This is a genomic window from Pseudomonas sp. SIMBA_041 (assembly GCF_046535095.1).
Taxonomy (GTDB): Bacteria; Pseudomonadota; Gammaproteobacteria; order Pseudomonadales; family Pseudomonadaceae; genus Aquipseudomonas; species Aquipseudomonas mucoides.
Genome location: NZ_JAWRXJ010000011.1, coordinates 44,184 through 70,663 on the forward strand (window position 1 = coordinate 44,184; position 26,480 = coordinate 70,663).

A 26,480-nucleotide genomic window follows, 5' to 3' on the forward strand; every position below is an offset into this window, starting at 1 on the left:
ATATCAGGGGCTTGCGCGCAGGCTGTTCGGGCCTCTTCCAAAACTATAAAAACAGAGGTGAGGCAGTTGAAATTCTCCAGGCTTTTTGTCGCCATTGCGGCAACCACGGCATTTTCCGGTCTGGCGCTGGTGGGGTGCCAGACCCAGGGTTCGACCCCGGCAGACATGGTCATGCGCAACGGCTATGTCTACACCGTCGATGGCCAGAACTCGGTGCAGCAGGCAATTGCCGTCACGGGCGGGAAGATCGTCTACGTCGGCAACGACGAAGGGGCGGCGTCGTACATCGGCAAACAAACGCAATTGATCGATCTGGCGGGGCGCATGCTGATGCCGGGCTTCATCGATGCGCACATGCACCCCGGTGACGGCGGCCGCGCCATGACGTTATGCGACCTGAAATACCAGACCATGACGCGCAAGGAATTCCAGACCACCATTCAGGCGTGCCTGGATGCCGACAAGGGCAAGGGGCCTGATGTCTGGCTCGAAGTCGGCAGCTGGGACCGGATGGGCATGGACGGCCTCGACGGCGACCCGGACAAATCGACGCTGGACGCCCTCAAGACCGACCGGCCGATTCAGGTGCGCTCCACCGATTTCCACACCGTGCTGACCAACTCGCGCGGCCTGGCCGTCGCCGGCATCAGCAAAAACACCGCCAACCCCGGGGATGGCAAGTACGTGCGCGACAGTGCCGGCAACCTCACCGGCATCTGCGAAGACGGCGCGGCCGACGCGATGGCCGCCGTGGTGCCGCCGGCCACCGACGCGGAAAAACTCAACCAGACCCGCGCGGCGCTCGACGCCATGCGCCAGCAAGGCATCACCAGTTTCTTCGATGCCTTGTCGGGGCCGGAGAACGGCAAAGCCTTCACCACCTTGCAGCAGTCGGGTGAACTGACCGCCCGGGCCTTGCTGGCGATCAAACTGGACCCGGCCGCCGCTGCAGCCGACCCGGCGAAAACCATCGCCGAGGCCAAGGCAATGGCCGCGACCTACGATCAGGGCGAAGCCAAAGTCGCGCCCGGCGTGAGCATGCGTCACGTCAAATTGTTCATGGATGGCATCATCAATGCCCCGGCGGACACCGGTGCGATGTTGACGCCGTACCTGCGCAACGCCGGCACCGAGAAGGCACCAAAATGGGCGCCGGGTAAAAACGTCGGTGAGCTGTATTTCCCGCCGCAAGTGCTCAAGCCGCTGCTGTTGCAAGCGGTGCAGGCCGGCCTCGATCCGCACCTGCACGCCACCGGCGACCGCGCCGTGCGTGACTCACTCGACGGCATCGAATACGTGCGCCAACAATTGCCCGGCAATGGCTTTCGCCCGACCGTCACCCACAACGAGTCCGTGGACCCCGCCGACTATGGGCGCTTCAAGGCCCTCGACGTGACCGCCAACATGTCCTTCCAGTGGGCGCAGCAGGCACCGTCCACCGTTGACGGCACCAGCGATCACCTCGGGCCTACTCGATTTGCGCGTATGGAGCCTTCGGGCAGCATCGCCCGTGCGGGTGGTCGCGTGGCCTATGGCAGCGACTGGCCGGTTGATCCGCTCGATGAGTTCCTGGCACTGAAAGTCGGTGTCACCCGTTCCGGTGATCCGACCAACCCGCACAGCTATGGCCCCCAATACGCGGGTCGCCTGAATGCCGACCCGGCGTTGTCCCGTGCCGAAGTGCTGCGCACCATCACCGTCAACGCCGCCGAGCAACTGAAGCTGGAGAACGTCGTCGGTTCGGTCGAGGTGGGCAAGTTTGCGGACCTGATCGTGCTGGATAAAAACTTCATGCAGGTGCCCGAGGATGAATTGGCCCGCAACAGCGTGTTGATGACCGTGGTGGGGGGCAAGATCGTGTGGGCCAAGGCGCCGTTCGTAGGCCAAGTGGCCATGACCGAACAACAAAAATAACCCACGCCTACTAATGCCGATCAGCTAAACAATTTCAGCTTCAACACAATTCTGTAGCAGCTGGCTGAACTGTTCGGCATGGTTTCTACCTTTGAAGAGAATAAAAATAATGACTCAGCTCCACGATAGCCAACAACGAAGTCCCCTGATCGAAACCCGCTCGATCGATTTCATCCCCGAGGCCGAGCGTCATGGCAGCCTCTACAGCCAGTTCACCCTGTGGCTCGGCGCCAACCTGCAAATCACCGCAATCGTCACCGGGGCGCTGGCCGTGGTGTTGGGCGGGGATGTGTTCTGGTCATTGATCGGCTTGCTGATCGGCCAGTTGCTCGGCGGTGCGGTCGTTGCCTTGCACGCGGCCCAGGGCCCGAAACTGGGTCTGCCGCAGATGATCTCCAGCCGTGTGCAGTTCGGGGTCTATGGCGCGGCGATCCCGATTGTGTTGGTGTGCCTGATGTACCTCGGTTTCAGCGCCACCGGCGCGGTGTTGTCGGGGCAGGCGATTGCCCAGTTGATCAGCGTCAGCGACAGCACCGGCATCCTGATTTTCGCCGCGTGCATCACGTTCCTGACGATCTTCGGCTATCGGGTGATTCACTTGGTGGGGCGTGTGGCCAGCGTGCTCGGCATCATCGCCTTCGCGTACCTGTTTACCCGCTTGATGACCCTCAACGACATCGGCCTGCTCCTGGAAAACCGCCACTTTGGCTGGAGCACCTTCCTGCTGGCAGTGTCGCTGTCGGCGTCCTGGCAGATTGCGTTTGGCCCGTACGTGGCCGACTACTCGCGTTACCTGCCGAGCAAAACGTCGTCCTGGAAAACGTTCACCGCCGTTGGCCTCGGGACCGTGCTCGGCGCCCAGGCATCCATGGTGCTGGGGGTGTTTGCCGCCGCACTGGCCGGTGCCAACTTTCGCGGTCACGAAGTGGCGACCATCGTCGGCCTGGGCAGTACCGGGGTGATGGCGTCGCTGCTGTACCTGAGCGTGGTGTTCGGCAAAGTCACCGTGTCCACTCTTAACGCCTATGGCAGCTTTATGTGCGTGGCCACCATCATCAGCGGTTTCCGCAGTCGCCTGGAAATCACCGCCCGCCAGCGCATGCTGTTTGTGCTGCTGATCGTCGCGGCATCGACCACGCTCGCGTTGGTCGGCCAGTACTCGTTCCTCAACTCCTTCAAGTACTTCATCCTGTTTTTGCTGACGTTCTTCACCCCGTGGAGCGCGATCAATCTGGTGGACTACTACTTCATCAACAAGGAGCGCTATGACATCCCGGCCTTGTCCGACCCGGCCGGGCGTTACGGTCGCTGGAACGTGTTGGGGATCAGCGTGTATGTCAGCGGCGTGTTGATCCAGCTGCCGTTTGTCGACACGCATTTCTACTCCGGGCCGATGGTTTCGCAACTGGGCGGCGTGGATATTTCCTGGATCGTCGGGCTGGTGGTGCCGGGTGTTCTTTACTACCTGCTGGCCAGGAAATCGGCGGTGGTTGTGCCAGCGGTACGAAGCACGAAGGCCTGACCGACAGGGGCGACAGTGCAGGGATCGTCATTGCACTGTCGCGGGCACTTGGTGAAGCACCTGTGCTGATTTCGTCACTCCCTCCGTGCAAACCCATCAAGCCCTGTCGCCTCGAATAGACCACCCTGACCGGTCTGTTCAAGGAGATGACCATGATCCGACTGACCCTGATCGAAGCCCACGCGTTGGCCGAATCGATCCTGTTGCACAACGGTTTTAACCTGGCCCATGCGCGTGCGGTGGCGACGACGGTGACGGCCGGCGAGCGCGATGGCTGTGCCTCCCACGGTTTGTACCGGGTTCTGGGGTGCGTCAACTCCCTGCGCGCCGGCAAAGTCTCGGCCACGGCTGAACCCGAAGTGATCAACCAGGCGCCCTCGATTGTGCGGGTGGATGCCGGTGGCGGTTTTTCGCAGTTGGCGTTTCAGGCAGGTTTGCCGTTGCTGACGGAGAAAACCCGAGCCAACGGGATTGCGGCGTTGGCGATCAATCACTGTGTGCATTTCTCGGCGCTGTGGGTGGAGATCGAGCAATTGACTGCTGCCGGACTGGTGGCGCTGGCGTGTAATCCAAGTCATGCCTGGGTGGCACCGGCCGGTGGGCGCTTGCCGGTGTTCGGCACCAACCCCATTGCCTTCGGCTGGCCCCGTCAGGGACAGGATCCGTTCGTGTTCGACTTCGCCACCAGCGCCATCGCCCGTGGCGACATCGAACTGCATCGTCGTGCCGGCAAAGCGATTCCCGAGGGCTGGGGCGTGGACGCGCAGGGGCAACCGAGCACCGATGCCAACGTCGTACTCGACAGCGGCGCGATGCTCACATTCGGAGGGCACAAGGGCTCGGCGCTGGCGGCCATGGTGGAGCTGATTGCCGGGCCGTTGATCGGCGACCTGACCAGTGCCGAATCCCTGGCCTACGATGCGGGCAGCAAATCGTCGCCGTACCATGGGGAACTGATCATTGCCCTGGACCCACGACGCTTTTTGGGGGATTCGACAGAGGTGCATCTGGCCAGGGCTGAAGCGTTGTTCCAGGGTATCGAAGGGCAGGGCGCACGTTTGCCATCTCAACGCCGATACGAAGCGCGGGCGCGTAGCCTGGTGGAGGGCGTGCAGATTCCCGAGGCGTTGTATAACGACCTCATGGCATTGCTGGCTTGATTCAAAAACTGTGGGAGCGAGCTTGCTCGCGATGGCGGCGGCACAGTCCACATCTCTGTTGACTGACACTGCGCTATCGCGAGCAGGCTCACTCCTACAAGGTTTTGGGTGTTTTCAGATCGGGTTTCGTTGGGTGTTGCCGTCGATTAGCCGCGCGATGCCCAGTGGGTTGGCGTTTTTCAGTGGGGCGGGCAGCAGCGCGTCCGGGCAGTTCTGGTAGCACACCGGGCGCAGGAAACGTTCGATGGCCAGGCTGCCGACCGAGGTGCCACGGGCATCCGAGGTGGCCGGGTAGGGGCCGCCATGCACCATCGCATCACACACTTCGACGCCGGTGGGGTAGCCATTGAACAGCACCCGGCCGACCTTTTGTTCCAGCAGCGCCAGCAACTCTGCATGTTCATGCAAGTCCTGGGGTTCGCCAATCAGGGTGGCGGTGAGTTGACCGTGCAAGCTGTTCAGCGCTTGGCGCAATTCGGCCTTGTCGGCCACTTCGACGAGGAGGGTGGTCGGGCCGAACACTTCTTCCTGTAGCAACGGATCACCTTCAAGCAACAGACTCACGTCGGCCTTGAACAGATGCGTGCGCGCCTGATTGCCGTGTTGTTCATGGTCGGTCAGGTGGGTCACGCCTGGGTGATTAATCAAGGCCTGCACACCTTTTTCGTAGCTGCGCAGGGTGCCGGCGTTGAGCATGGTTTGCGCCGGTTGTTCAGCCAGCCGCGCAGTCAGGGTCTCAGTGAAGGCGCTGAATTGCACGGAGCGCATACCAATGACCAATCCCGGATTGGTACAGAACTGGCCGCAGCCGAGCACCACAGAGGCGGCCAGTTCATTGGCGATGTTCTCGCCGCGAACATCAAGGGCTTCGGGCAACACCACGACCGGATTGATGCTGCTCATTTCCGCAAACACCGGAATAGGTTGTGGGCGTGCGGCGGCCATGTCACACAACGCCCGGCCACCGTTGAGCGAACCGGTGAACCCGACGGCCTGGATCGCCGGATGCTTGACCAGCGCTTCGCCCACGCCCGCGCCGTAGATCATATTGAACACACCCTGGGGCATGCCGGTCTGTTCGGCGGCGCGGATGATTGCATCGGCCACTTGTTCGGCCGTAGCCATGTGTCCGCTGTGGGCCTTGAACACCACCGGGCAACCGGCGGCCAGGGCCGCAGCGGTATCGCCGCCAGCGGTGGAGAACGCCAACGGAAAGTTGCTCGCACCAAACACTGCCACGGGGCCGACGCCAATCTTGTACTGACGCAGGTCGCTACGGGGAAGCGGTTGACGGTCGGGCAAGGCGCGGTCGATGCGTGCGCCGTAAAAATCACCGCGTCGCAGGACTTGGGCGAACAGGCGCATCTGGCCGCTGGTGCGCGCGCGTTCCCCCTGTATCCGTGCGCCAGGCAGTGCGGTTTCGCGGGTGACCAGGGCGACGAATGCATCATCCAGCGCATCCAGTTGTGCGGCGATGGCTTCGAGAAAATCCGCACGGCGTGCCGCTGGCATCGTGCGAAAGACCGGGAATGCAGCGGCAGCGGCCTCAGCGGCGGCGTGCACTTCGCCTTCGGTGGCTTGCACGAAAGCGTAGGGCAGCGCCTCGCCGGTGCTGGCGTCATGGCTGTGTAACGTGAGGCTGCCGGCGGCACTGCGTGTGCCGCCAATGTAGTTGTGGCCGAGGATCTGGGGCATGAAAACTCCTGTCAGGCAAAAAGGTAATACATCCCCTGTGGGCGCGGGCAAGCCACGCGCCTACAGGTTTTGGATTCACGCCAGCGAATCGCCTCGACGCGGGCTAACGTGAGCGGCGTTATCCAGTGCAGCCATGCGCGCCGCGGACTCGGCATCCACCGCGTGCAGCGACTTGCCGCGGGTTTCCCGGGTCAGCCCCACGGCAATGACAGAGATCAGCGAGGCACCGACCAGGTACCAGGCGATGGGCGTCGAGCTGTGGTACTTGTTGAGCAGCGTGATCGCGATCAGCGGAGCGAGGGAACCGGCGAAAATCGGCGCCACCTGGTAGCACAGCGAAAGGGCGGTATAGCGCACGTGCGTCGGGAACATCTCGGCCATCAGCGCCGAATACGGGGCATAGGTCATCGACTCGATGGCCAGGCCCAGGGTAATGGCCGCCATGATCAGCCAGTTGTTGCCGGTGTCCATCATCGGGAAGCCGACGAACCCCCAAAATGCCGTAAGCACCGCGCCGACCAGATACACCGGTTTGCGCCCGACGATGTCCGACAGATACCCCATCAACGGGATCATGAAGAAGTGCAGCAAGTGAGCCCCGAACATCAGAAACAGAATCTCTGAAGTGTCCTTGTGCACCACCAGCTTGAGGTAGGTGATCGAGAACGTCACCACGGTGTAGTAGAGGATGTTTTCGGCAAAGCGCGCGCCGATACCCACCAGCACCGAACGCCAGTGGTGACGCAGCACCTCCACCACGCCCAATTGTTGTTGCTTGGTGTGAGCCTGACGCGCCTGGGCTTCCTTGAAGATCGGTGCGTCATCGACGCTGGTGCGAATCCAGTAGCCGATCAACACCACGACCGCCGAGAACCAGAACGCCACGCGCCAGCCCCAGGCGAGAAATTGTTGCTCCGACAGGTTCGACGACAACAGCAGCAGGGCGACGGTCGCGACCAGATTCCCGGCTGGCACACCGGCTTGCGGCCAACTGGCCCAGAAGCCCCGGCGATTGTCCGGGCAGTGTTCGGACACCAACAGAATCGCGCCGCCCCACTCACCACCAAAGGCGAAACCCTGAATCAGCCGCAACAGCACCAGCAACACCGGTGCCGCGTACCCGATCTGATCGAAGCCGGGCAGGCAACCCATCAGGAACGTGGTGATGCCGACCACCACCAGGCTCAGTTGCAGCAGGCGCTTGCGGCCGAATTTGTCACCGTAGTGACCGAACACCAGCCCCCCCAGCGGGCGGGCGAGAAAGCCCACGGCGTACAGCGCGAACGCGGCGATGATGCCGTCGACGGGGCTGTCGGTCTGGCGGAAGAACAGTTGGCCGAAGACCAGGGCCGAGGCCGTACCGTAGAGAAAGAATTCATACCACTCGGCGATCGTGCCGGCCATGGCGGCGGCCACGACGCGCTTGAGTCCGGAGGGCGAGGTTGCGCGTTGAGTGTCTTGATGATTGGGCATGCTGACGTTTCCTGTAGAGGCGCAAAAACAGGCAGCCGGGCCGGGCCTCCAAGGCCCGCCCGGCACTCACTCAGAGACCGACGTCCGGCAGCTGCGGACGGTTCGCCAGGGCTTTGGCCATGATCTGTTCGACGAACAGGCGATCTTCGTCCGGCAAGGCCAGGCGTGGCGGACGGGTCAGCGCGCTGCCGCGACCGGCGATGGCTTCACACAGTTTGATGCACTGCACCAGGTCGGCACGGGCATCCAGGTGCAGGATCGGCATCAGCCATTCGTAGATCGGCATGGCTTCGGCAAAACGCCCGGCCTTGGCCAGACGGAAAATAGTTTCACCTTCTTTCGGGAACACGTTGGACATGCCCGAGACCCAGCCTTCGGCGCCCACGGCGATGCTTTCCAGCACCACGTCGTCGAGCCCCGCGAACAACACGAAGCGGTCGCCGACTTCATTGCGCACGTCGATAAAACGGCGGGTGTCGCCGGAGGAATCCTTGAAGCACACCACGTTGTCGCAGTCGGCCAGGGAAATCAGGATGTCCGGGGTGACGTCGTTTTTGTAGATCGGCGGGTTGTTGTAGACCATCAACGGTACGTCGGCATGCTTGGCCACGTAGCGGTAGTGCTCGGCGGTTTCAAACGGCTTGGAGCTGTAGACCAGCGCGGGCATCAGCATCACGCCATCGACGCCCACCTTGCGCACGGCGTTGGCCACTTTGGCCGCTTGCACGCTGGTGAATTCGGCCACGCCACAAATCACCGGCACCCGGCCGCGAGAGGCATCGACCGCGACTTCGGTGACGGCGATTTTTTCTTCGGCGGTCAACGAGGTGTTTTCACCCACCGAACCACACACCACCAGGCCCGACACGCCATCGCGGATCACGTTGGAAATCACCTGATGGGTCTTGTCCAGGTTGATGGTGAAGTCATCGTTGAATTGAGTGGTCACCGCGGGGAAGACGCCACTCCAGTTAATACGCTTGCTCATTTGTTGCCTCCGGGTCGTTAATTGTATTTCGTATACGATATTTAAAATGAAAAGATTCGGCCAGTGCTATTTCGGTTTTTTCAGGGGATTTTGTAGCCGTTGGTCCGGGTGTTCGGGATTAAGCCCCCGGCCAGGTATCAGACAGGCGATAGCCCTGTGGCCATGGATCGCTCGGATCGAGCAGCAATTGGTGAGTACCGGTGATCCAGGCCCGCCCGGAAATGCAGGGGTAGATGGCCGCGCGGCCGGCCACTTCGGTCAGCGAATCAATGCGGCAGTGGAACTCGGAACCGATGATCGAACGACCGATAAACCGTTCGCCCACCTGCATCAAGCCCTTCGCGTGCATCACGGCCATGCGCGCCGAGCAGCCAGTGCCGGTAGGGGAACGGTCGATTTTGCCGGGTTGAATCACCACCGCGTTGGCGCCGGTGGCAATGCCGTTCTCATGGACGATGGGCGCCGCGATCTGGCAGAAGGAAATATGCGACCACTCCGGATTCAGCGGATGCACGAAGCCCAATTGTTCGTTGGCGGCGCGGGTGATTTTCAGCCCGACCGCGACCAGATCGGCGGCCTCGTCGGGTCGGATGGAAAAGCCCAGCCCCTTGGCATCGGCGATTACGAAACTGTCGCCACCGTAGGCGGTATCGACCTTCAATGAACCGATGCCCTCGACTTCAATCCAGGCGTCCAGGCGGTCGGCGAAGGAAGGTACGTTTTTGATTTCCACCCGTTCAACCTTGCCGTCACGGCAATCGGCGACGGCCTCGATCAGCCCACCGGGGGCTTCCAGCACCAGCCGGGTTTGCGGCTCGGTCATCGGCAGGATGCCGCTGTCGAGCAACACCGTGGCCACGCACAGTGAGTTGGAACCGGACATCGGTGGCGTGTCCGCCGGTTCCATGATGATCCAGGCCATCTGCGCCCGCGGGTCCTTGGCCGGCACCAGCAGGTTGACGTGGCGAAACACGCCGCCGCGCGGTTCGTTGAGCACGAAATTGCGCAGGGTTTCGTCCTTGGCGATCCAGCGTGATTGCTCCCACACGGTGGCACCGGGGGGTGGGGCGACGCCGCCGACGATCACGTCACCGACTTCGCCTTCGGCGTGGCAGCTGACTACATGAATGACTTTTGATGAGCGCATTGCCTGCTCCTTGTTTTGTCTGTTCGGGCCCCATCGCGGGCAAGCCCGCTCCCACAGGTATCTGTGTTGGTCACCCACTTTGCGGACACCACCAAACCCTGTGCGAGCGGGCTTGCCAGCGATGGGGCCATCCGCTATTTCACCGATTTAAGAAACGCCGCCGTCTCCGCATGCACCGGATTGCCAATCACCTGATCCGGCGACCCAATCTCATGCACCAGCCCATTGCGAAAGAACGCCACCCGGTCGGACACATCGCGGGCAAAGCGAATCTCATGGGTCACCAGCACCATGGTCATGCCGTCTTCGGCGAGCATGCGCATGGTGTCCAGCACTTCGCCCACCAGTTGCGGGTCGAGGGCGGAGGTGGCTTCGTCGAACAGCATGTAGTCCGGCGACATCGCCAGCGCGCGGGCGATGGCCATGCGTTGCTGTTGACCGCCGGACAGCTTGCCGGGGAAGGTCTTGAGCTTGTCGCCCAGGCCAACATGGGTCAGTTGTTGCACCGCGAGTTCCTCGGCTTCAGCCTTGCTTTTGCCCAGCACTTTGCGCGGCGCCAACATGACGTTTTCCAGCACCGTCAGGTGCGGAAAGGCATTCCATTGCTGGAACACGATGCCGATCTTCTGCCGTAGACGGTTGAGGTCGGTGGCGCTGTCATGAACCTCGACACCGTCCACGCGGATGTTGCCTTTCTGGATCGGCTCCAGGCCGTTGATGCACATCAGCAGCGTGGATTTGCCGGAGCCGGAGCCGCCGATGATCGACACCACCTCACCCTTGTTCACGGTCAGGTTCACGCCCTTGACCACTTCGAGGTTGCCGAACGATTTGTGTACGTTGTCGATCTCAATCATTTTCCTGCCACCTTCTTTCCAGACGAGCGCCGAGGCGAGCAACCACCAGGCTCATGACGTAGTAGATAAGGCCCGCGATGCACAGCACCAGCAACGGTTCCTGGATGCGGGTGACGATGGTTTGTGAGGCGCGCAGCAGTTCGACGATGCCGATCCACATCACCAGCGCGGTGTCTTTCATCACCCCCAGCACCAGGTTCAGCCAGCCGGGGAAGGCGACGCGCGTGGCCATCGGCAGGACGATCCAGCGCAGGTCCTGCAAGAAACTCAGGCCCAGTGAGCGACTGGCCCGGCGTACCGTGAAGGGCACCGCCAGCACGCCGCCACGCACGATCTCGGTGAAGTACGCGGCGGTGTACACGCCGAGCACGATGCAGCCGACGCTGAAGGCGCTGATGTTCAGGCCGACGATGCTTTTGAGTGAGTTGAACAGCACGAACTGGATCAACAACGGCACGCTGCGAAACACGTCCAGCACCCAGGCCAGCGGCAAACTGGCCCGTGGCAACAACGCCCGCAACAAGCCGAACAGCAGCCCGGCGATGGAGCCGAGGATGATCGACCAGAACGTCAATTGCAGCGTGACCCAGGCGCCATTGAGCAGGAACATCAGGTCATTCGAGGAAAAACCGGTGGCAAACATGGACAGCTCCTCAGTAACGGAACAACCGCCAGGCCATCAGCCGGGCCGTCGCGACGATCGTCTTGGCAATCGCGTAATACAGCACCGCAGCAATCGCGAAGTATTCGAAGGTGCGGAATGTTTTGACGTTGTAGTCCTGGGTCACCCCGGTCAGGTCATTGTTCAGCCCGACGATCACCCCCAGCGACGTCATCAGCACCGCCCAGACCATTTGGTTGGTCAGCGGGTAGAACACGATGCGCAGCAGTTGCGGGACGATGATCATGCGATAGGTCTGAAAGGCGCTCATGCCCAGTGACCGTGCCGCGCGCACTTGGGTTTGCGGCACGGCCTTGAGCCCACCGCGAAAGTTTTCCGCGAGGTAGCCGGCGTTGTTGAACGTGATCCCGGCCAGCAGCGCGAGCCATGAACTGACGTGCATGCCCAGCGAGCCAAGGCCGAAGTACAGGATGTAGATCTGGAACAACGACGGCGTGTTGCGGGCAATCGATACCCAGCCGTTGCCGATGCCGCGCAGCAGTGGCTGTTTGCTTTCGCGCATGACCGTCAGGGCCAGGGCGATGAGCACGCCGAAGATCATCGACAGGGCCGCGGTCTCAAACGTGACCACGGCACCGGCGAGCATGTCCGGCAAGGCGCGCAGGGCAGAGCGCCATTGAAAGGTGTAGTCAAACATGCGCAGGGCTCTCCAGTTGGGCGGCGGGTTGCAGCCAGGCCGGCAGGCGTGCGCTGGCGATGGCGTTGCACGCGGTATCGACACACTCGGCAAGGCTGGCGAAATGCACCTTGCGGCCCACCAGTCCGGGTGCGTAGTGGGCGTACTTGCCCGAGTTGGTCATCAGCGTGGTGGCGGCGGGTGGAATCACCGGCTCGCCGAGCATGCACCAGCAGGTGTCGGTGACCAGCGTGGCACCGAAGGCCTCGATCACCGCGATATGCCCGGCCTCGCGGGCCTGCTCCAGCACCGCTCGGCCGCAGGTGATGGCGAGGACGACGTCCGGGTGTTTGTGCCGACCTCGGCACAGCCGCGCCAGATGCGCGAACTCGCTGAGGGAAAAATGCGGGTTGCCCAGCGACACCACATCCACGTGGTGATTGCGGGCACTGTTGAGCTCGCGCCAACTCACCAGCAGGTCTTTCAGGCGGATTTTTTCCACGGGGATCGACGCATCTGCTTCCAGCACCTGTAAAGGGTCAATCGCCTCCGGTGTAACCCCGGCGATATGAAACAGCGGCGCCGCCGAGGTGGTGGCAAATGCGGCACCAAAGGCTTTGAGATCGTCCAGGCTCGGCTGGCGATTTTCCAGACCCAGCACCAACGGCACGCGGCTGCCGGCCAGCGCACCGATGTGATAACCGAGCAACGGGTAAAACGCATCGTCCAGCTCACCGAGTACCGGCAACTCGATCTGCAACCGCGCCTTGCGTTGCGCGTCCAGGTGACAGCCGATCAGCGGGGCACGGCCGGTGAGGGCGATGCAAATGTCGAGGTAGTCCGGGTACTTCAGGGTGCGCGCACCGAGCACACTGTTGGCGTACACCACGGCATTCGATTCGGCCCAGACAATCTGCTCGCCGGCCTTGGGCGCACTGTCGAGCAGGTAGGGCGCGCAGGTGTAACTCAGTTGTGCGCCCATTTCCATATAGGCATCGCCCAAGGCACTGGCCGGCTCGCCGAGGGCCGGGTCGATGCCCAATTCACGCCAGCGGCGCTGGTCCACGGAAATCGAATTGAGGGTGGTCGGCACCCGCACTTTGGCTCCCCATTCCACCAACTGTTGGGCAAAGCGCAGGCTTGCAGGTCCGGTGTAGATGCAGCCATCGATGTGCGCCTGGGTGACATCCACCAGGCTTCGCGCCCCTTGCAGCTCGGCCATGCGCAGCACGATGTGCATGGCCATTTGCGCGGCTTGACCGTGCTGGCCGTCGAGCAATGCCTGATCAAACCCGGTGAGTTCGATTGAAGCACGGCTGTCGGTGGGCAACGGTTTTTCGAGTGCCTGCCAGGCATCGCCGGGCAGGTGTTCGAACAGGTTCAGCGTGTCGCCATCCACCCTGGCGAAAGGGTGATCGCGCAACGTCGCGAAGGCCTCCCGGCCGATGCACAGCACCGGCAGGGAACGGGCAAAAATGGTCTGCGCGACCAGCACGCCCAGGGTCAGGATCTCATCCGGTTCGGCCAGCACTAGTGCCGCCGGTGCATGGCCGTTGCTGATCAGTTCCATCAACACACTGCTGCCGGTGCAAGAGCCGCGTCCGCTGGGAATCGCCAGCACACACCCGGCCAGGAACTCACCGCTGAGCGGGTGGTGGCGATCGATGACCTCACCACTGGCGGAATCAACGCCGCCCCAGAAACTCAACCCGACATCGGCGAACAACAGGGCGCCTTGAGCGGCGCCCTCGACCAGGCTGCGACCGGTCAGAGAAACAGACCTAGGCATGCCGGACACCTTAGTAGTAGACCTGTGGCACGGTCAGGTTGGCTGGGGAGATATCGGTGCCGACCCATTTGACGAACAGTTCTTTGTAACGCCCGGTGCGCACCTGTTGGTTGACGAACAGGTTGAGGTAGTTGAGCAGGCCATACTCGTTGCGCTTGGCGCCGAGGGACACGTAGTCGATGACGTACGGCGCGTTACCGGCGACTTTCAGGTTTTTGTATTTCCCTGATTTGAGGGTGGCGGCAGCGACGGTGTTGGTGACCACGGTCGCGTCGATGTGGCCTTGGGCGACGGCCAGCAGGGTGTCGTTCTGCGACTGGTAGGCCCGGAAGCTGCCGGTGCCCCAATTCTTCACGTCTTTCTCCAGGGCGATGGCTTCATAGGTGCCGCTGGTGTTACCGACGGGTTTGCCTTTGAGGTCGTCGAAGCCGTTGATGCCGGTGTCGTCGCGGGTCAGCACCACCATCTGGAACGCGAAGTAAGGCACGGTGAGGCCGACGGTCTTGGCCCGTTCGAGGGTGTCGGAGGTGGAGGCGACAATCACGTCGGCCCGCCCGGAGACCAGCGCCGGAATGCGGTCCGGGAACGGCGTCTCGACCACTTCCGCCTCGACCCCGAGGATCTTCGCCAGGTCGCGGCAATAGTCCACATCGAAACCGGCCGGGTTGTTACCGGCATCGCGGAAACCCATCGGCGGGAAGTCCAGGGTCACGGCGCAGCGCAGCTTGCCCGAACCGATGATGTCGTCGAGCTTGTCCGCCTGGGCGCTGGCGACAAAGGAGGTACTGAGAACAGCGCTGAGGGCTACGGCAAATGCGGGGTTTTTCATAGAGGCCTCGTTCGTGTGAAGTGCTGTTGAAAAATCGTATTGAGGATTTCGTATACGATATTAACAATAGCAATCAACGTGCCGATTTCCAGTCAGAACCGTGAATTTAGCGTCAGCCCTTGAAGTAGAAGGTTTGCAGTGGCACAACACCGCGCCGGCGTTCTGCGTGCTGGTGTTACAGATGGGAGCAATGGTGGTGCGTGCGCCCCTTTAGGGAACACCGGTGACGGGCTTAACGCTGATTATCGCGGTACTGGCTCGGCGACAAACTGGTCAGTGCGCGGAACTGCCGACTGAACGCACTGTGGTCGGTGTAACCGCAGCGCAGGGCGATTTCGGTGATGGGCAAATCGGTGCTCAGTAACAGCCGCGAACCTTCTTCCAGGCGCGCCTTGTGAATCATCTGCCGCGGTGTGAGCTGGAACACCCGCTTGCAGTGACGCTCCAGTTGCGCGACGGAATAGCCGCCAATCGCCGTCAATTCAGAGAGGCTGATGGGCCGCGCGAAGTGGCTGCGGATATGCGCATCCACGGCAGCGAGCTTCACGTACGCCGGGTGAGTGGACTGAGGCGTTGGCAAATCCCGGGAGATGCCGGCGAGGCCGACGATGTGACCCTGTTCGTCGTGAAGGGCCAGTTTGTGGGTCAGGCACCAGATCGGCTGGTTGCCGAAATACAGGTGCAGTTCCAGTTGGTCGGCGAGCATCCGGCCGCTGGATAACACCCGTCGATCCTGCTCGGTGTACAGCGGCCCGAAGTGTTCCGGGAACACCCTGTCGGCGGTAAGCCCGAGCAACTGATCGCTGTGTTTAAAGCCGCAGCGCCGCGCCAACGTCTGGTTGACGAAGGCGTAACGGGCGTCGAGATCCTTGATGAAAAACACCACGTCCGACAGGGTGTCGAGCAGCGGCGCGATCGGCTGAAGGTTGCTTAACAGCGTCGGCAGATCGCAGGGTTTGAACGTGGTGAGTGAGGGGTACATAGCGCTGGGAGGTCCGAGGGCGACCTCCGGATCATAGAGGCTCGGTCGCATGACCGAAACCCCAGTCTCACTCATCACGCGGGCGGCGTGTCGTCCAGGCACATCAGCGTCTCGATCCGCGCCGGGCTGTAAGGTGGACGCGCCGCCGAAGGTTGCCAGCCAAACAGGTGCTCAACCGCTGCGCCGCACACTCGCCCCTGACAGGCGCCCATGCCGCAGCGGCTGGCGAGTTTGGCCGCGCGCCAGTCACTGTGTTCGGTCAGTGCGGCGTAGGGCACGTCTTCGCAGCGACAGACCAGGGTGTCGGGACGGGCCAGGGACTTGAGTTGCGGGTCGAGGGCGAAGGCCTGATTCAATGCCTTGGCGAAACCCTGCCAGCGTGCCCGGCGTGGCCACCATTGGCGGGCCTGTTCAACCTCACCCACGGCGCTGTGCCCGGCAATCGCACCTTCGGCCAGGGCCAGTTCACTGCCGCCGAACCCGGTGCATTCGCCTGCCGCGTAATGATCGGCCCGGGTGCTGGCTTGCCAGGCATCCACCTTCAACGCCTGTCCTTCGATGGCGTAACCCAATGCCTGACCCAACTGGATATTCGGGATCAGGCCGAACCCACAGGCCAGCCGATCACATTCCAGCTCGACGACTTTGCCTTGTTGTTGCAGGCGCACGCCTTCGAGTCGGTCGGTGCCAAGCGCAGCCAGCACATGAGTGCCTGCACGGTAGTGACGGTTGAACAGGCTGAACGATTGCAACCATTTCGCTGGCCAGCGTGGCAACTGCGCAGCGAAACCGACGACAGACGTTAATGAAGCCTGCTCGGCGATGCGCAGCACCGAGGCTCCGTGTTTTGTGGCAGTCGCCGCACTGGCCAATAACAATGGCCCGCTCCCGGCGATCACCACGCGTTCATCGCGCACTGACAGTCCGGATTTGATCAGTGCCTGCAAACCTCCGGCCCCGGTCACCCCAGGCAACGTCCAGCCGGGGAAGGGCAGCAATAACTCGCGGGCACCGGTACACAGGATCAATTTGTCATAGCTGATCAGCCAGCCATTTTCGTCGTCTTCGACCAGCAGTTGTTTCGGGCCGGGATTGGCAATCACCCGCGTGCCGCTGTGATGGCGGATATTGCCGTGGGACTGCAAGCGCTCACGCAACTGACGGGCCTGAGCGGGGAGGCTGGCTTGAGGGCCGTCGCGCCAGATCTGCCCGCCTGCAAACGGATTGTCGTCGAGCATGACAATGCGTGCGCCGCTGGGGGCCGCGGCCAATGCAGCGGCCATCCCGGCAGGGCCGGCACCGATGATCAACAGGTCGGCGTATTCGTTCATGGCTGTGTCTCCACCTGCATGCCGTCACGGCAAAGGGTCTGGCAAGCGAGGCGGCGGCGACCGTCGATGGTCACCCGGCATTCCTGGCAAATGCCCATGCCGCACAGCGGTGCGCGGCGTTGTCCGCTGACCGAGGTGCGACTGCAACCATTGCCGCCTAGCGCCAGGGCTGCGGCGACGCTGGTACCGTCGGCGACCGTCAGGGCATGACCGTCGAGCATCAATTCAGGCATACACAGATTCTCCGAGGAATCGCTGCGGCAGATAAGGTTGCGCGGCCAGTGGCGGGGTTTCGTTGAACAGTTGCGCGACCAGCAAATCCGCCGTGCCGGGCGCGGTGGTCACCCCCAGTCCTTCATGCCCGACCGCCAGCCACAAGCCCTGACGTTGCGGGTGCTGACCCACCAGCGGCAAACCGTCAGGGCTGGCGGCACGAAACCCGGTCCACGCGCGGATGCCATTCAGCCGGGCCAGCCCCGGCATGTAGCCGGCCGCACGCTTGAGCATCTTCGCAAGCATCCAGCCTTCGACTTGCGGGTCAGTCGTGCCGAATTGCCGCGAGGCACCAATGAACAATTGCCCGGTCGGACGCGGTTGAATATTGCAGGCCACCGACGGGCCTTTGGCATTGTGAGCGCTGGTGACGTAGCCCAGTTCCACCAGGGTGTGGGTGACGGTAGCGGGGTAGCGATCGGTGATCAGCAAGTGACCTTTTTTCGGCTCGATGGGCAACTCGGGGCACAATTGATTGGCCTGCGTACCGTTGGCCAGCACCACGGCGTCGGCACTCAACCACTGGCCGTCCTCGAGGCGTACCCGAGGGCCATCGACTTGCGCGACGCATGCCCTGCGCTGGCGGATGTTCGGGGTGTCGAGCATCCAGTTGGCTGTGGCCGGCGCATAGAGTATGCCGTCACCCTTGATCAGCAGTCCGCCTTCAAGTCCCTCGGCCAGCTCCGGCTCACGCTGGCGCAAGGCACTGGCACCGATCAGTTCACAGGCGATTCCCTGAGCCTGCAGGTTCAGGTATTTGCTCTGGGCCACCGCCATTTCCTCGGCGTTGGCGGCCAGCCAGAGCGTGCCGTTGTTGCGGTAAGCGCAACCGTCGGGCAAGCCCGGCCCGAGCTCGCGCCAACGTTGCAGGGAGTAATCACTCAAGGCCAGTTCGGCCGGGTTGTCGTCAAGCACCAGCAAGTGCCCCATGCCCGCCGCCGTCGCGTTGTGCAGGCCGGCATCGAGCACCAGCACCTGCAAGCCACGCCGCGCCAGCGCCTGGGCGCACGCCGCGCCGATGATGCCGGCGCCGATGACGATCACATCGGCCACACGCCCCTCAATCATGGGCGAATGCCCCAGGCGAATGGATCGTCCTGTTCAATGATCAGGCGCGCTTCGGCACTGATGAAGGCGCGGCCACGGATGGTCGGGATAATGCGCTCACCTTGCCATTCGAAAGAGCCTTCGAACTCGCTGCCAATCACACTGGCCTGACGCCAGATCTGCCCTGGCTGCAATTTGTCATCCGCCGCCATGCACGCCAGTTTGGCGCTGGTGCCGGTGCCGCACGGGGAACGGTCGTAGGCCTTGCCGGGGCAGAGTACGAAGTTACGGCTGTCGGCGTGATCGTCATCGGCGAACAGCTCGACATGGTCGATCAGGCCGCCGTCTTCACCGCGAATACCCTGGGTTTCCAGCGCTTGCTGTACGGCGTAGGTGTACGCGGTCAGCGTCTCAAGGTTGTCACCGGCCACCCGCAGGCCATGGTCGGCGATCAGGAAAAACCAGTTGCCGCCCCAGGCGACATCGCCGGTCACCTGACCGATCCCCGGTACCTGCAATGTCAGGTCCTTGCGATAACGATAAGCGGGGACATTGCGCACGCTGACCGTGTGGTCGTCGTGCAGGGTGGCCTGGACCGTGCCCACCGGCGTTTCGATGCTGTGCACGCCAGGCCCGATCTTGCCCATGTGCGCGAGCGAGGCCACCAGGCCGATGGTGCCGTGGCCGCACATGCCCAGATAACCGCTGTTGTTGAAGAAAATCACCCCGGCACAGGCGCTCGGGTCAACCGGTTCGCAGAGCAGGGCGCCCACCAACACATCACTGCCGCGCGGTTCGAGCACGCACGCTGCACGCCATGGGTCATGCTGTTCAGCGAGGATTTTGCGCCGTTCAGCCATGCTGCCGCGGCCCAGATCAGGAAAACCGGCGGTCACCAGACGCGTCGGTTCGCCGCCGGTGTGGGAGTCGATGACGGAGATGTGTTTCATGGGAGGGCCACGTCCATTCGGTTGAGTGAACGCTAGAGTGGCCCGTGCGGTCGGGTGGCGGCTTGATGGATTTAAACTGTGCCGATGACGAAATCGGCACAGTGCCCGCAGCGATCAGTGCGCGTGGGGCAGGTGCTCGAACAGGGTTTTGCAGACCCCGGCAATGTGCTCATCCAGCAGCTTCACCGCCAGGTCCACATCCCCGGCACGGCAGGCCGCGAGGATCTCGCGGTGTTCGTGATCGGCGCGCTCCTTGCCGGCGGACAGGCTCATCTGCATGCGCAGGTAGCGCTCCAGTTTATCGTTGACCGAACGGATCAGACTCACCAGAAACGGCCGCTGCGCCGGCTCGTAAAGGCAGGAATGCAGCTCCCAGTTGAGCTCGGCCCAGCGCCCGACGTCGTCTTCGCCGATGAATTCCTGGCAGATACGCTCGGCGCGGGCGAAGGTCTCTTCGGTCATGTTGGGAATGGCCAGGCGCAACACCTTGTCTTCCAGCAACATGCGCACTTCGAACATCTGCGCCAGTTCCGCATCGGAAATCCGCGTGACCATCGCCCCGCGATTGCGCTGGAACATCACCAGCCCTTCGGCCTCCAGCCGCTTGAGCGCCTCGCGCACAGGGATTTTGCTGACGTTGAACTGCCGGGCAATGTCGTCCTGGCGAATCGGTTCATCCTCGGCAAAATGCCCGGCAACAATCGCGTCCCGCAGATGGCGGGTGATGATTTCCGAGGTCGAAGGCGTATTGCCAAGGTCGGGAGCGTTGAGTTTGGGTAGGTTCACGTCGGCAGGTCGTTTGCAGTGAGATGGGGATAGGGTATACGAAATTCCTTGGCGAACCTCGCGATCCGTTGTTTTAAACAAGAAAAATCGTCTGCGTTTAAATGACGCTTTCCGTTACTACCCGGAGGCTACAACGCCTTGCGCCATCGCCTACGGGTAAGACAGAATCGGCCGGCTTGTGTGCCCTGACCTCGGCCTCTATCGTTTCCCTGCCACTGCCCATCAGTGGTCGGGTTTAGTCGCTCGTAGTTTCTAGTGTGCACAATCTCTATCAGTCGGGCATTTCCACGCCTGCACTCGATGGTAGCTGTGCGCAGGGCGCCTTCGGGTGCGCCGGTTCTAGATCCCCGGTCGACTAACCTGCGTACAGCTGCCTCCCCTTTCGTTTAGTCGCAAGAGGGGTGGCACTCAATATCAGGATCTAGTTTATGTTCAAAGTAACACCCAACCCGCCGGAAACCGATCCGGCATCCCCGTACGAACCCGATTCAAAAAAACTCAACGAAGCCGCCGAACGCGCCCTCGACTTCCACTTCCCGTCGAACGCCGATATCAAAGCCAAACCCCGAACCCGCAGCACCCTGTTTTCCGTGGACCCACAAGCCACCGCCGAAACCCTGGGCGTATTTTTGGTCGAGACACTGGCCTCGATCGACGTAATGGTCCATCAGTTGGTGGATCATCTCGAGGGGGAGGCGCGCTACGCGTTGCTGGGAATCTCAAACAGCATCATGGTGGCCGAGATCACGGCAAACGGCGTGCTGGATAAAATAGAACCCACCGTGTAACCACCGCCCTGTGGCGAGGGACGCTGCTCCTTCGCCTCAAAACACCGATGAATCATTGTTCAAAGGAGACACACATCGCCTCGGGGCACTGTCTTTGCGGCGCTGTATCCAGAACGTCCAAGGGCGTTCCCCGCCCTCACTAACCGCATACACGATCACTGAACTATTTGATTTATCTCAACGCTGTCTGCTCTGGCTTCGTAATACTCCAAGGGTGCTGAGCGCGAAAATAATAGAGGCAGACTCGAGCACGGGGTCAATGGAGCGCAATCAAACTGCCTCCTCTGCGCCGTGCGGTGACGATTTTGCAACCTGCATTTTTCGTTGATTCGTACACATTATTCCCGACGTTAGAAGTGGTAGCGGGAGTGTGCTTGCCAACCTGAGGAGAAGCCCAATGCCAGCTCTACTTCCCAAACAACTGGTGCTCGCCGTTTTATCGACCTGTGTCGTCATCGGCGCGGCACATGCCGCTCCCAACGACGCCAGCGATGCAACGCGAAAAGCCAATGATGCATTGCTCAGCTACTTGCCCTTTTCCAACAAACAAGACTTCGACGATGCGAACCACGGCTTCATTGCCGATTTACCCAGTCCTGTGATCAAGGGCGATGCGGGCAATACCGTTATCGACCTGTCTCAGTACGACTACCTCAAGAAAGAAGGGCCAGTACCTGCCACGGTCAACCCGAGTCTATGGCGTCAATCGCAATTGTTGGCCATTCGAGGTTTGTTCAAAGTGGTGGACGGAATCTACCAGGTACGCAACATCGACCTCGCCAACATCACCTTCGTCCGCGGCAAGACGGGCTGGATCGTGATTGACCCACTGACTTCGGCTGAAACAGCCAAAGCGGCGCTGGCACTGGTCAACGACAAAGTTGAAAAGCTGCCAGTGTCTGCGGTGATCTTCACTCACTCGCATGTTGACCACTTCGCTGGCGTGCGTGCGATGGTCGATGAGGCCGATGTGAAGTCCGGTAAAGTTCCGGTGATCGCCCCTGAAGGCTTCATGGAGGAAGCGGTCAGTGAAAACGTGTTTGCCGGCACCGCAATGAGCCGTCGCGCTTCTTACATGTACGGCAATCTGTTGCCTAAAGACCCCAAAGGTACGGTCAGCGGTGGCTTGGGCATCACCACGGCTGCAGGCACCATCACTTTGCTTGAACCGAACAAACTGGTCGAGAAAACCGGAGAAACACTCACAGTCGATGGCATCGAGGTGGTATTCCAAATGGCGCCTGGCACCGAAGCGCCTGCCGAGATGCTGTTCTATTTCCCGCAATTCAAAGCCATTGACCTGGCCGAGGATGCCAACCACACCTTGCACAATATTCTTACCTTGCGAGGTGCAAAAGTTCGCAGCGCGCAAAAATGGGCCAGTGCTCTGGGGCAAACCATTGATCTGTGGGGAACGGACGCAGTGGTGTCGTTCGGTAGCCACCATTGGCCACAGTGGGGTAACGATCGCGTTGTGCAGCATTTGGAGAAACAACGCGATCTCTACAAGTACATTAACGATCAGACACTGCGCATGGCCAACCAGGGCATGACGATGAACGAGATCGCCGAGGCGTTCGTCCTGCCTGATAGCCTGGCCAAAGAGTTTTACAACCGCGGCTACTACGGCAATCTCAAACACAACGTGCGCGCGACCTATCAACTGTATTTGGGGTTCTGGGACGGCAACCCGGCAAATTTCGATCCGTTGCCGCCGGTGGAAGAGGCCAAAAAATATGTCGAAATGGTGGGCGCCGACAAAATGATTAAAACCGCCACGGCAGCCTACGCCAAAGGAGAGTATCGCTGGGCCGCAACCGTGGCCAACCAGGTGGTTTTTGCGGACCCGAAAAACCAGGCAGCGCGTGCAATTGAGGCCGATGCCCTGGAGCAGATGGGTTACCAGGCGGAGTCCGGGCCGGCGCGTAACTTCTACCTGTCCGGTGCGCAGGAGCTGCGCGGTGGCGTGAAAAAAATGGCCACGCCCAATACCAGTTCACCCGACATCATTCGCGGCATGACCACTGAAATGTTTCTCGACTTCCTTGCTATTCACTTGAATGGCCCGAGAGTCGGCGAGAAGTCCTATGCCTTCAATCTCAACTTCCCGGACACGCACGCCAAGTACGTGTTGACCGTACAAAACGGCGTCATGAACTACAGCAAAGACAAGCAATGGGATAAGGCCGACGGCACGGTCACTCTTAACCGAACCACCCTCGATGACATCGCCCTGGGCAAGCTGAAATTGGGCAATCTGTCGGAAAGCGGCGAAGTGACTATCGACGGCGACAAAGCCAAATTTAAGGAAATGCTGACCAACTTCGACACCTTTGACTTCTGGTTCACCCTTTCTGAACCTTAATCCAGGCAAACCCGGACCGGTATGGAGCGCCCCAGAGTTGGGGCGTTTAGCCACGAGAATCACTTCGCCTGATTCCTCTGATTCGACGGGTAAAGACCGGCAAGCCGCGCGATCACAACGCCAACGTAAAAGACGCCAGAAAATTCTTCGATCATCACCAGTGAACGGGCGTGGTTGGTCAATGGGATAACGTCACCGTACCCGGTGGTCGTGAGCGTCGTGAAGCTAAAATAGATCAGTTTGAAAAAAGTACCGGGCTGCATGAAGTCGAGGTGGCCGGGGCCGAATGAGCCAGTATTGGATATCTCCACCAGGGCAAAGACGAAGGACCACACGAAGGCCAGCATGATGTAACCCGCCAGCGCGCCATGCAGCTTGTCGGCTGTAATTGGCCCGCGCTTGAGCACGTAGCGCAGCACTCCGCTAAACGAGACGGCAAGAGACGCCGTATACGCTATCCCGGCAAGGTTAAAAATCGCGATGCTCTTGACCCACAACGACGTCCATAGAAGGCTGACCCCAAGAAACGCCAGCCCCAGCTTGAGGATTAGCCCCCATCGAGTCTGCCTGGTGGCGAAAGCGCCCACGAGCAGCACGATGGAAAACACAATGCCGAGCAACGTGCGAGCAAATATCCCTTCCTCAAGAAAGGGAAACAGCAGGATCAATCCTAATAAGAGCAGCAATAGATAAGTGCAGGGCCCTTGCCCTATTACCAGCTGAGCTAAATCTGCGTCGGACTCGTCGTTATCTTGCGAAGTGGTCATAGGGGTTTCCCAGAGTAATAACGCTCGATCCCCGACGTACTACTCACCTGCCTGAGCCCAAGCGGGTGCAATCACGGCCGGGTCGCCAACACATCCACCCGCCCAAGCTTTGCGGGTTTTGACCAGCATCAATGATCACGATTGGCCAGCCGTGCAACCCATGGGTTGGCACTCAAACCATGTAACAACACGCTGAGTAAAACGGTACAGACAGCAGTAGCCACCACCGTACGACTGGCTTGTAGGGGGGAGGCCAATATCATGACGGCGAAGACAATGCTGGCCAGACCTCGCGGGCCGAACCAGCCGATGAAGAGGCGGGTTTCGAAATCGAAGCGGGTTCCCACCAGACTGATCAGCACAGGCAGGATGCGAATCACAGTCAGGCTGAGCACCGAATAAATCCAGATGTTCAGGGTGAGACTGCTCCAGGCCCATGGAATCACCAGTGCGCCGAACACGACCCAGGTAATGACCGATAACAGGCTGGCAAACTCTTCGCTGGCCTTGAGAATCTGGTGCTTTTGTTCGGTAAACAGAAAACTTGCGAGCAACCCGCCGACGAACGCGGCGATGAACCCGCTACCACCGAGTGTTTGTGCTGTGGCAAAGCACAGAATGGCGAGACCGGGCAGAGTCAGCTGTGACCACATGGGCGTTTGCCAGTGGTGTTTTGCGGAGTAGCGCTGCAACTGCCAGGCAATGAGCGTCAGAGCAATACCGCTGAATGCGCCGATGCCCAGCTCCTCGATCACTAACTCCAACGCCAGTGAGACAGGGGACTGTGTCGATTGCTCGACCAGCAATGCCACAAACATGAGCAACACGGGGACGCAAATCCCATCATTCAACCCGCTCTCGACGTTTAAGCCTTCACGCACGGGTGCCGGAACCTTGGGGTTGCTCACGACAGCCTTGCCTAGTGCAGCATCGGTGGGAGCCAGAAGGGTTGCCAGTATTGCCAGTTCCAACGGTGGGACCTGTGGGAACAACCAGAGGCCGACCAGCCAACCCCCCGCGATGGTCAGTGGCAGCCCGATCATCAGCAAGCGCAGCGGAAGTCCTTCATTGGCCCGCAAGACCTTCAGGTCGGCGTTGGCCGCATCGCTGAACAGCACAATCGCCAGCGTCAGCTCGGCCAGGAACTTGAGGCCATCCCTGTCAATCCGGGGTTGCAGAATGCCCAGAAATGCCGGGCCCAGAATTAGACCGGCCAGCATGAACATAAGCGGGCCATTGAGCAGACGTGACTCGAAGCGCCCCGCAAATATGCTGTAGGTCAGGAGAAAGGCGGCCAGTAGCGCTAAGTTCTGATACATCAATGACCTGCCTGTTCAGGGTGGGCAGTTAGAACACGCAGCCTTGAGGTAAAAGCTTGAAGGGGGCGGGCTTCAGGCGTGGCTGATGGTGCCTGATGTGGCGTGTGGTAAGCATAGGTGGTCGCCCTTTGAATGCGCATCTCAATGCGCTGTTCACCGCAACAACAGACGAACGGAAACGCCCACCTGGCTCCAGCAGGATGGATCGATCTCGATCAGAGAAAAAGCAGAGAAAAAGGGGACAGGTTTATTTTTCAAAAGGTGACGGAACAATAAATCCGTCCCCTTTTAACAATTTTTTAAGTCCCCTGATTAAGTCGGATTTTGAAACGACACCGCCTACTCCGAATCTGCAGTCACTTCCTTCCAGCTGTCATCCGGATCAAAGCGTTTCATTGCCTTCGCCACTTTTTCACTGTCAGGCCCCAGGTCTTTCTCGAACACCTGTCCTTCATGACTGATCATGAAGCTCATCACGCCGGTGTCATTGTATTTTTCTGGCCAGGCGATCAGTGCAAAGCCTCGGCTCATCTTGTCGCCGATAAGGTAGCTGTAGGCGCCACCGGGTGCTGAAGGACCCTGGCCATTGAGAATGCGGAAGTGGTAGCCATGCCAGCCTTCGCCGGCAATGGTTTTGCCGAACTCAGGGCCTAGCGGGCTGATCTGGCCGCTGTCGTCGTCCGCCCAATAGAGTCCGTCATGGGTGCCGGGAGTGCTGAAAATATTCTGCGCATACTCCAGCGCGCCATCACCGTCACGATCCACTGAGGCGTAGTCCATCTGGGCGTCGTGATAGGCCAGCGCCGCTTGCACCGCGGCCAGTTCGTTGCGTCCAATTTGACGTGCCCGGACCTCGGCACTGCCGGCCTTGATGTCGAAGCGCCAACCGTTGGTGGTTTTCACGATGGGAATCGGCAGTGTCCAGTGGTTGCTGCCGACCGACAGAATCGCGGTGCGGTCGTTGGTTTTTTCGATGTGGTTTTCTTCGTGGTACTGCATTAGAAACGCCTCCACGTCTTTACGCTCTGCGCCTTCGCGAGGGATGAAACTGCGCCATTCCTTACCCAGCAACTCGGTCAGGCGTTCGTGATCGGCGTGTGTCGTACCCAGTGCTTCGACGAACGCTTGAGTGGCTTTTTCCGGGGTTGGGAATTCCTGCTGTGCTGTCGCCATGCACGACCACGCCAAACCGGCGGTTAT

23 protein-coding genes are annotated in these 26,480 nt (G+C 60.8%); 5 read left to right on the top strand and 18 right to left on the bottom strand.

Translation table 11 applies throughout. The features are described 5' to 3' along the window. The first annotated feature begins 66 nt into the window (after positions 1-66). From SB725_RS24260 to SB725_RS24270, 3 genes are all read left to right on the top strand, one after another. A complete protein-coding gene (locus SB725_RS24260) occupies positions 67-1,914 on the top strand; it encodes an amidohydrolase (RefSeq protein WP_194940321.1) in 1,848 nt (615 codons plus the stop codon). 109 nt (positions 1,915-2,023) lie between these two features. Further along, positions 2,024-3,436 carry a purine-cytosine permease family protein gene (locus tag SB725_RS24265; protein WP_410922679.1) on the top strand — a complete coding sequence of 471 codons (1,413 nt, stop codon included), beginning with the start codon at positions 2,024-2,026 and terminating at the stop codon, positions 3,434-3,436. Positions 3,437-3,588: 152 nt separating this feature from the next. Continuing rightward, on the top strand, positions 3,589-4,596 hold the full coding sequence (locus SB725_RS24270) for an Ldh family oxidoreductase (RefSeq protein ID WP_027924796.1): 1,008 nt from the start codon (positions 3,589-3,591) through the stop codon (positions 4,594-4,596). A 114-nt stretch (positions 4,597-4,710) separates the two neighbouring features. On the opposite strand, the gene SB725_RS24275 is transcribed toward SB725_RS24270, so the two are convergent. The 15 genes from SB725_RS24275 to SB725_RS24345 form a co-directional block, all read right to left on the bottom strand. Continuing rightward, positions 4,711-6,291 (bottom strand): aldehyde dehydrogenase (NADP(+)), encoded by a 1,581-nt coding sequence (locus SB725_RS24275; RefSeq protein ID WP_410922680.1) that lies wholly within the window; start codon positions 6,289-6,291, stop codon positions 4,711-4,713. A gap of 75 nt (positions 6,292-6,366) precedes the next feature. Further along, on the bottom strand, positions 6,367-7,764 hold the full coding sequence (gene abaF / locus SB725_RS24280; protein ID WP_410922681.1) for a fosfomycin efflux MFS transporter AbaF: 1,398 nt from the start codon (positions 7,762-7,764) through the stop codon (positions 6,367-6,369). A 70-nt stretch (positions 7,765-7,834) separates the two neighbouring features. Further along, a complete protein-coding gene (locus SB725_RS24285) occupies positions 7,835-8,752 on the bottom strand; it encodes a dihydrodipicolinate synthase family protein (protein ID WP_027924793.1) in 918 nt (305 codons plus the stop codon). Positions 8,753-8,870: 118 nt separating this feature from the next. Continuing rightward, entirely contained in the window at positions 8,871-9,899 is a 1,029-nt protein-coding gene (locus SB725_RS24290) for a trans-3-hydroxy-L-proline dehydratase (protein ID WP_027924792.1), read from the bottom strand. Positions 9,900-10,033: 134 nt separating this feature from the next. After that, the gene (locus SB725_RS24295; protein ID WP_027924791.1) at positions 10,034-10,756 is read right to left on the bottom strand and encodes an amino acid ABC transporter ATP-binding protein; all 723 of its coding nucleotides are present in this window, start codon (positions 10,754-10,756) and stop codon (positions 10,034-10,036) included. Continuing rightward, the gene (locus tag SB725_RS24300; RefSeq protein WP_027924790.1) at positions 10,749-11,399 is read right to left on the bottom strand and encodes an amino acid ABC transporter permease; all 651 of its coding nucleotides are present in this window, start codon (positions 11,397-11,399) and stop codon (positions 10,749-10,751) included. Before SB725_RS24300 ends, SB725_RS24295 begins: the two co-directional genes overlap by 8 nt. A gap of 10 nt (positions 11,400-11,409) precedes the next feature. Beyond that, positions 11,410-12,075, bottom strand: coding sequence for an amino acid ABC transporter permease (locus tag SB725_RS24305; protein ID WP_027924789.1), 666 nt, complete (start codon positions 12,073-12,075; stop codon positions 11,410-11,412). Then, positions 12,068-13,843, bottom strand: a complete 1,776-nt coding sequence (locus SB725_RS24310) for an aconitase X (RefSeq protein ID WP_059182657.1) — start codon at positions 13,841-13,843, stop codon at positions 12,068-12,070. The genes SB725_RS24305 and SB725_RS24310 overlap by 8 nt, the downstream gene beginning before the upstream one ends. A 10-nt stretch (positions 13,844-13,853) precedes the next feature. Next, on the bottom strand, positions 13,854-14,672 hold the full coding sequence (locus SB725_RS24315) for a transporter substrate-binding domain-containing protein (RefSeq protein ID WP_027924787.1): 819 nt from the start codon (positions 14,670-14,672) through the stop codon (positions 13,854-13,856). Positions 14,673-14,904: 232 nt separating this feature from the next. Then, entirely contained in the window at positions 14,905-15,654 is a 750-nt protein-coding gene (locus SB725_RS24320; protein ID WP_059182658.1) for an AraC family transcriptional regulator, read from the bottom strand. Positions 15,655-15,728: 74 nt separating this feature from the next. After that, the gene (locus SB725_RS24325) at positions 15,729-16,985 is read right to left on the bottom strand and encodes an FAD/NAD(P)-binding oxidoreductase (RefSeq protein ID WP_027924785.1); all 1,257 of its coding nucleotides are present in this window, start codon (positions 16,983-16,985) and stop codon (positions 15,729-15,731) included. Then, positions 16,982-17,218 carry a (2Fe-2S)-binding protein gene (locus tag SB725_RS24330; protein WP_027924784.1) on the bottom strand — a complete coding sequence of 79 codons (237 nt, stop codon included), beginning with the start codon at positions 17,216-17,218 and terminating at the stop codon, positions 16,982-16,984. Before SB725_RS24330 ends, SB725_RS24325 begins: the two co-directional genes overlap by 4 nt. Further along, complete coding sequence (locus tag SB725_RS24335) at positions 17,211-18,326, bottom strand: NAD(P)/FAD-dependent oxidoreductase (protein WP_059182659.1); 1,116 nt, start codon at positions 18,324-18,326, stop codon at positions 17,211-17,213. The genes SB725_RS24330 and SB725_RS24335 overlap by 8 nt, the downstream gene beginning before the upstream one ends. After that, positions 18,323-19,255, bottom strand: a complete 933-nt coding sequence (locus tag SB725_RS24340) for a 4-hydroxyproline epimerase (protein ID WP_027924782.1) — start codon at positions 19,253-19,255, stop codon at positions 18,323-18,325. The genes SB725_RS24335 and SB725_RS24340 overlap by 4 nt, the downstream gene beginning before the upstream one ends. A gap of 114 nt (positions 19,256-19,369) precedes the next feature. Beyond that, entirely contained in the window at positions 19,370-20,041 is a 672-nt protein-coding gene (locus tag SB725_RS24345) for a GntR family transcriptional regulator (RefSeq protein WP_027924781.1), read from the bottom strand. A gap of 428 nt (positions 20,042-20,469) precedes the next feature. On the opposite strand from SB725_RS24345, the gene SB725_RS24350 reads away from it, so the two are divergent. Together SB725_RS24350 and SB725_RS24355 are read left to right on the top strand one after the other, a co-directional pair. Continuing rightward, a complete protein-coding gene (locus tag SB725_RS24350; RefSeq protein WP_059182660.1) occupies positions 20,470-20,829 on the top strand; it encodes a DUF6124 family protein in 360 nt (119 codons plus the stop codon). A 397-nt stretch (positions 20,830-21,226) separates the two neighbouring features. After that, complete coding sequence (locus SB725_RS24355) at positions 21,227-23,194, top strand: alkyl/aryl-sulfatase (protein ID WP_059182661.1); 1,968 nt, start codon at positions 21,227-21,229, stop codon at positions 23,192-23,194. Between the two features lie 59 nt (positions 23,195-23,253). Here the strand turns inward: SB725_RS24355 and SB725_RS24360 are convergent, their stop codons facing one another. The 3 genes from SB725_RS24360 to SB725_RS24370 form a co-directional block, all read right to left on the bottom strand. Next, on the bottom strand, positions 23,254-23,961 hold the full coding sequence (locus tag SB725_RS24360; protein ID WP_059182662.1) for a potassium channel family protein: 708 nt from the start codon (positions 23,959-23,961) through the stop codon (positions 23,254-23,256). A 128-nt stretch (positions 23,962-24,089) separates the two neighbouring features. Further along, entirely contained in the window at positions 24,090-25,280 is a 1,191-nt protein-coding gene (locus SB725_RS24365; protein WP_059182663.1) for a cation:proton antiporter, read from the bottom strand. Between the two features lie 339 nt (positions 25,281-25,619). Next, positions 25,620-26,453: a DUF2950 domain-containing protein gene (locus SB725_RS24370; protein ID WP_410922735.1), complete on the bottom strand. Its 834-nt coding sequence runs from the start codon at positions 26,451-26,453 to the stop codon at positions 25,620-25,622. Positions 26,454-26,480: the final 27 nt, after the last annotated feature.

Coding starts and splice junctions, on each gene's coding strand:
- SB725_RS24265 (WP_410922679.1), top strand. CDS start 2,024: ATGACTCAGCTCCACGATAGCCAACAACGAAGTCCCCTGATCGAAACC.
- SB725_RS24270 (WP_027924796.1), top strand. CDS start 3,589: ATGATCCGACTGACCCTGATCGAAGCCCACGCGTTGGCCGAATCGATC.
- SB725_RS24275 (WP_410922680.1), bottom strand. CDS start 6,291: ATGCCCCAGATCCTCGGCCACAACTACATTGGCGGCACACGCAGTGCC.
- abaF (WP_410922681.1), bottom strand. CDS start 7,764: ATGCCCAATCATCAAGACACTCAACGCGCAACCTCGCCCTCCGGACTC.
- SB725_RS24285 (WP_027924793.1), bottom strand. CDS start 8,752: ATGAGCAAGCGTATTAACTGGAGTGGCGTCTTCCCCGCGGTGACCACT.
- SB725_RS24290 (WP_027924792.1), bottom strand. CDS start 9,899: ATGCGCTCATCAAAAGTCATTCATGTAGTCAGCTGCCACGCCGAAGGC.
- SB725_RS24295 (WP_027924791.1), bottom strand. CDS start 10,756: ATGATTGAGATCGACAACGTACACAAATCGTTCGGCAACCTCGAAGTG.
- SB725_RS24300 (WP_027924790.1), bottom strand. CDS start 11,399: ATGTTTGCCACCGGTTTTTCCTCGAATGACCTGATGTTCCTGCTCAAT.
- SB725_RS24305 (WP_027924789.1), bottom strand. CDS start 12,075: ATGTTTGACTACACCTTTCAATGGCGCTCTGCCCTGCGCGCCTTGCCG.
- SB725_RS24310 (WP_059182657.1), bottom strand. CDS start 13,843: ATGCCTAGGTCTGTTTCTCTGACCGGTCGCAGCCTGGTCGAGGGCGCC.
- SB725_RS24315 (WP_027924787.1), bottom strand. CDS start 14,672: ATGAAAAACCCCGCATTTGCCGTAGCCCTCAGCGCTGTTCTCAGTACC.
- SB725_RS24320 (WP_059182658.1), bottom strand. CDS start 15,654: ATGTACCCCTCACTCACCACGTTCAAACCCTGCGATCTGCCGACGCTG.
- SB725_RS24325 (WP_027924785.1), bottom strand. CDS start 16,985: ATGAACGAATACGCCGACCTGTTGATCATCGGTGCCGGCCCTGCCGGG.
- SB725_RS24330 (WP_027924784.1), bottom strand. CDS start 17,218: ATGCCTGAATTGATGCTCGACGGTCATGCCCTGACGGTCGCCGACGGT.
- SB725_RS24335 (WP_059182659.1), bottom strand. CDS start 18,326: ATGATTGAGGGGCGTGTGGCCGATGTGATCGTCATCGGCGCCGGCATC.
- SB725_RS24340 (WP_027924782.1), bottom strand. CDS start 19,255: ATGAAACACATCTCCGTCATCGACTCCCACACCGGCGGCGAACCGACG.
- SB725_RS24350 (WP_059182660.1), top strand. CDS start 20,470: ATGTTCAAAGTAACACCCAACCCGCCGGAAACCGATCCGGCATCCCCG.
- SB725_RS24355 (WP_059182661.1), top strand. CDS start 21,227: ATGCCAGCTCTACTTCCCAAACAACTGGTGCTCGCCGTTTTATCGACC.
- SB725_RS24360 (WP_059182662.1), bottom strand. CDS start 23,961: ATGACCACTTCGCAAGATAACGACGAGTCCGACGCAGATTTAGCTCAG.
- SB725_RS24365 (WP_059182663.1), bottom strand. CDS start 25,280: ATGTATCAGAACTTAGCGCTACTGGCCGCCTTTCTCCTGACCTACAGC.
- SB725_RS24370 (WP_410922735.1), bottom strand. CDS start 26,453: ATGGCGACAGCACAGCAGGAATTCCCAACCCCGGAAAAAGCCACTCAA.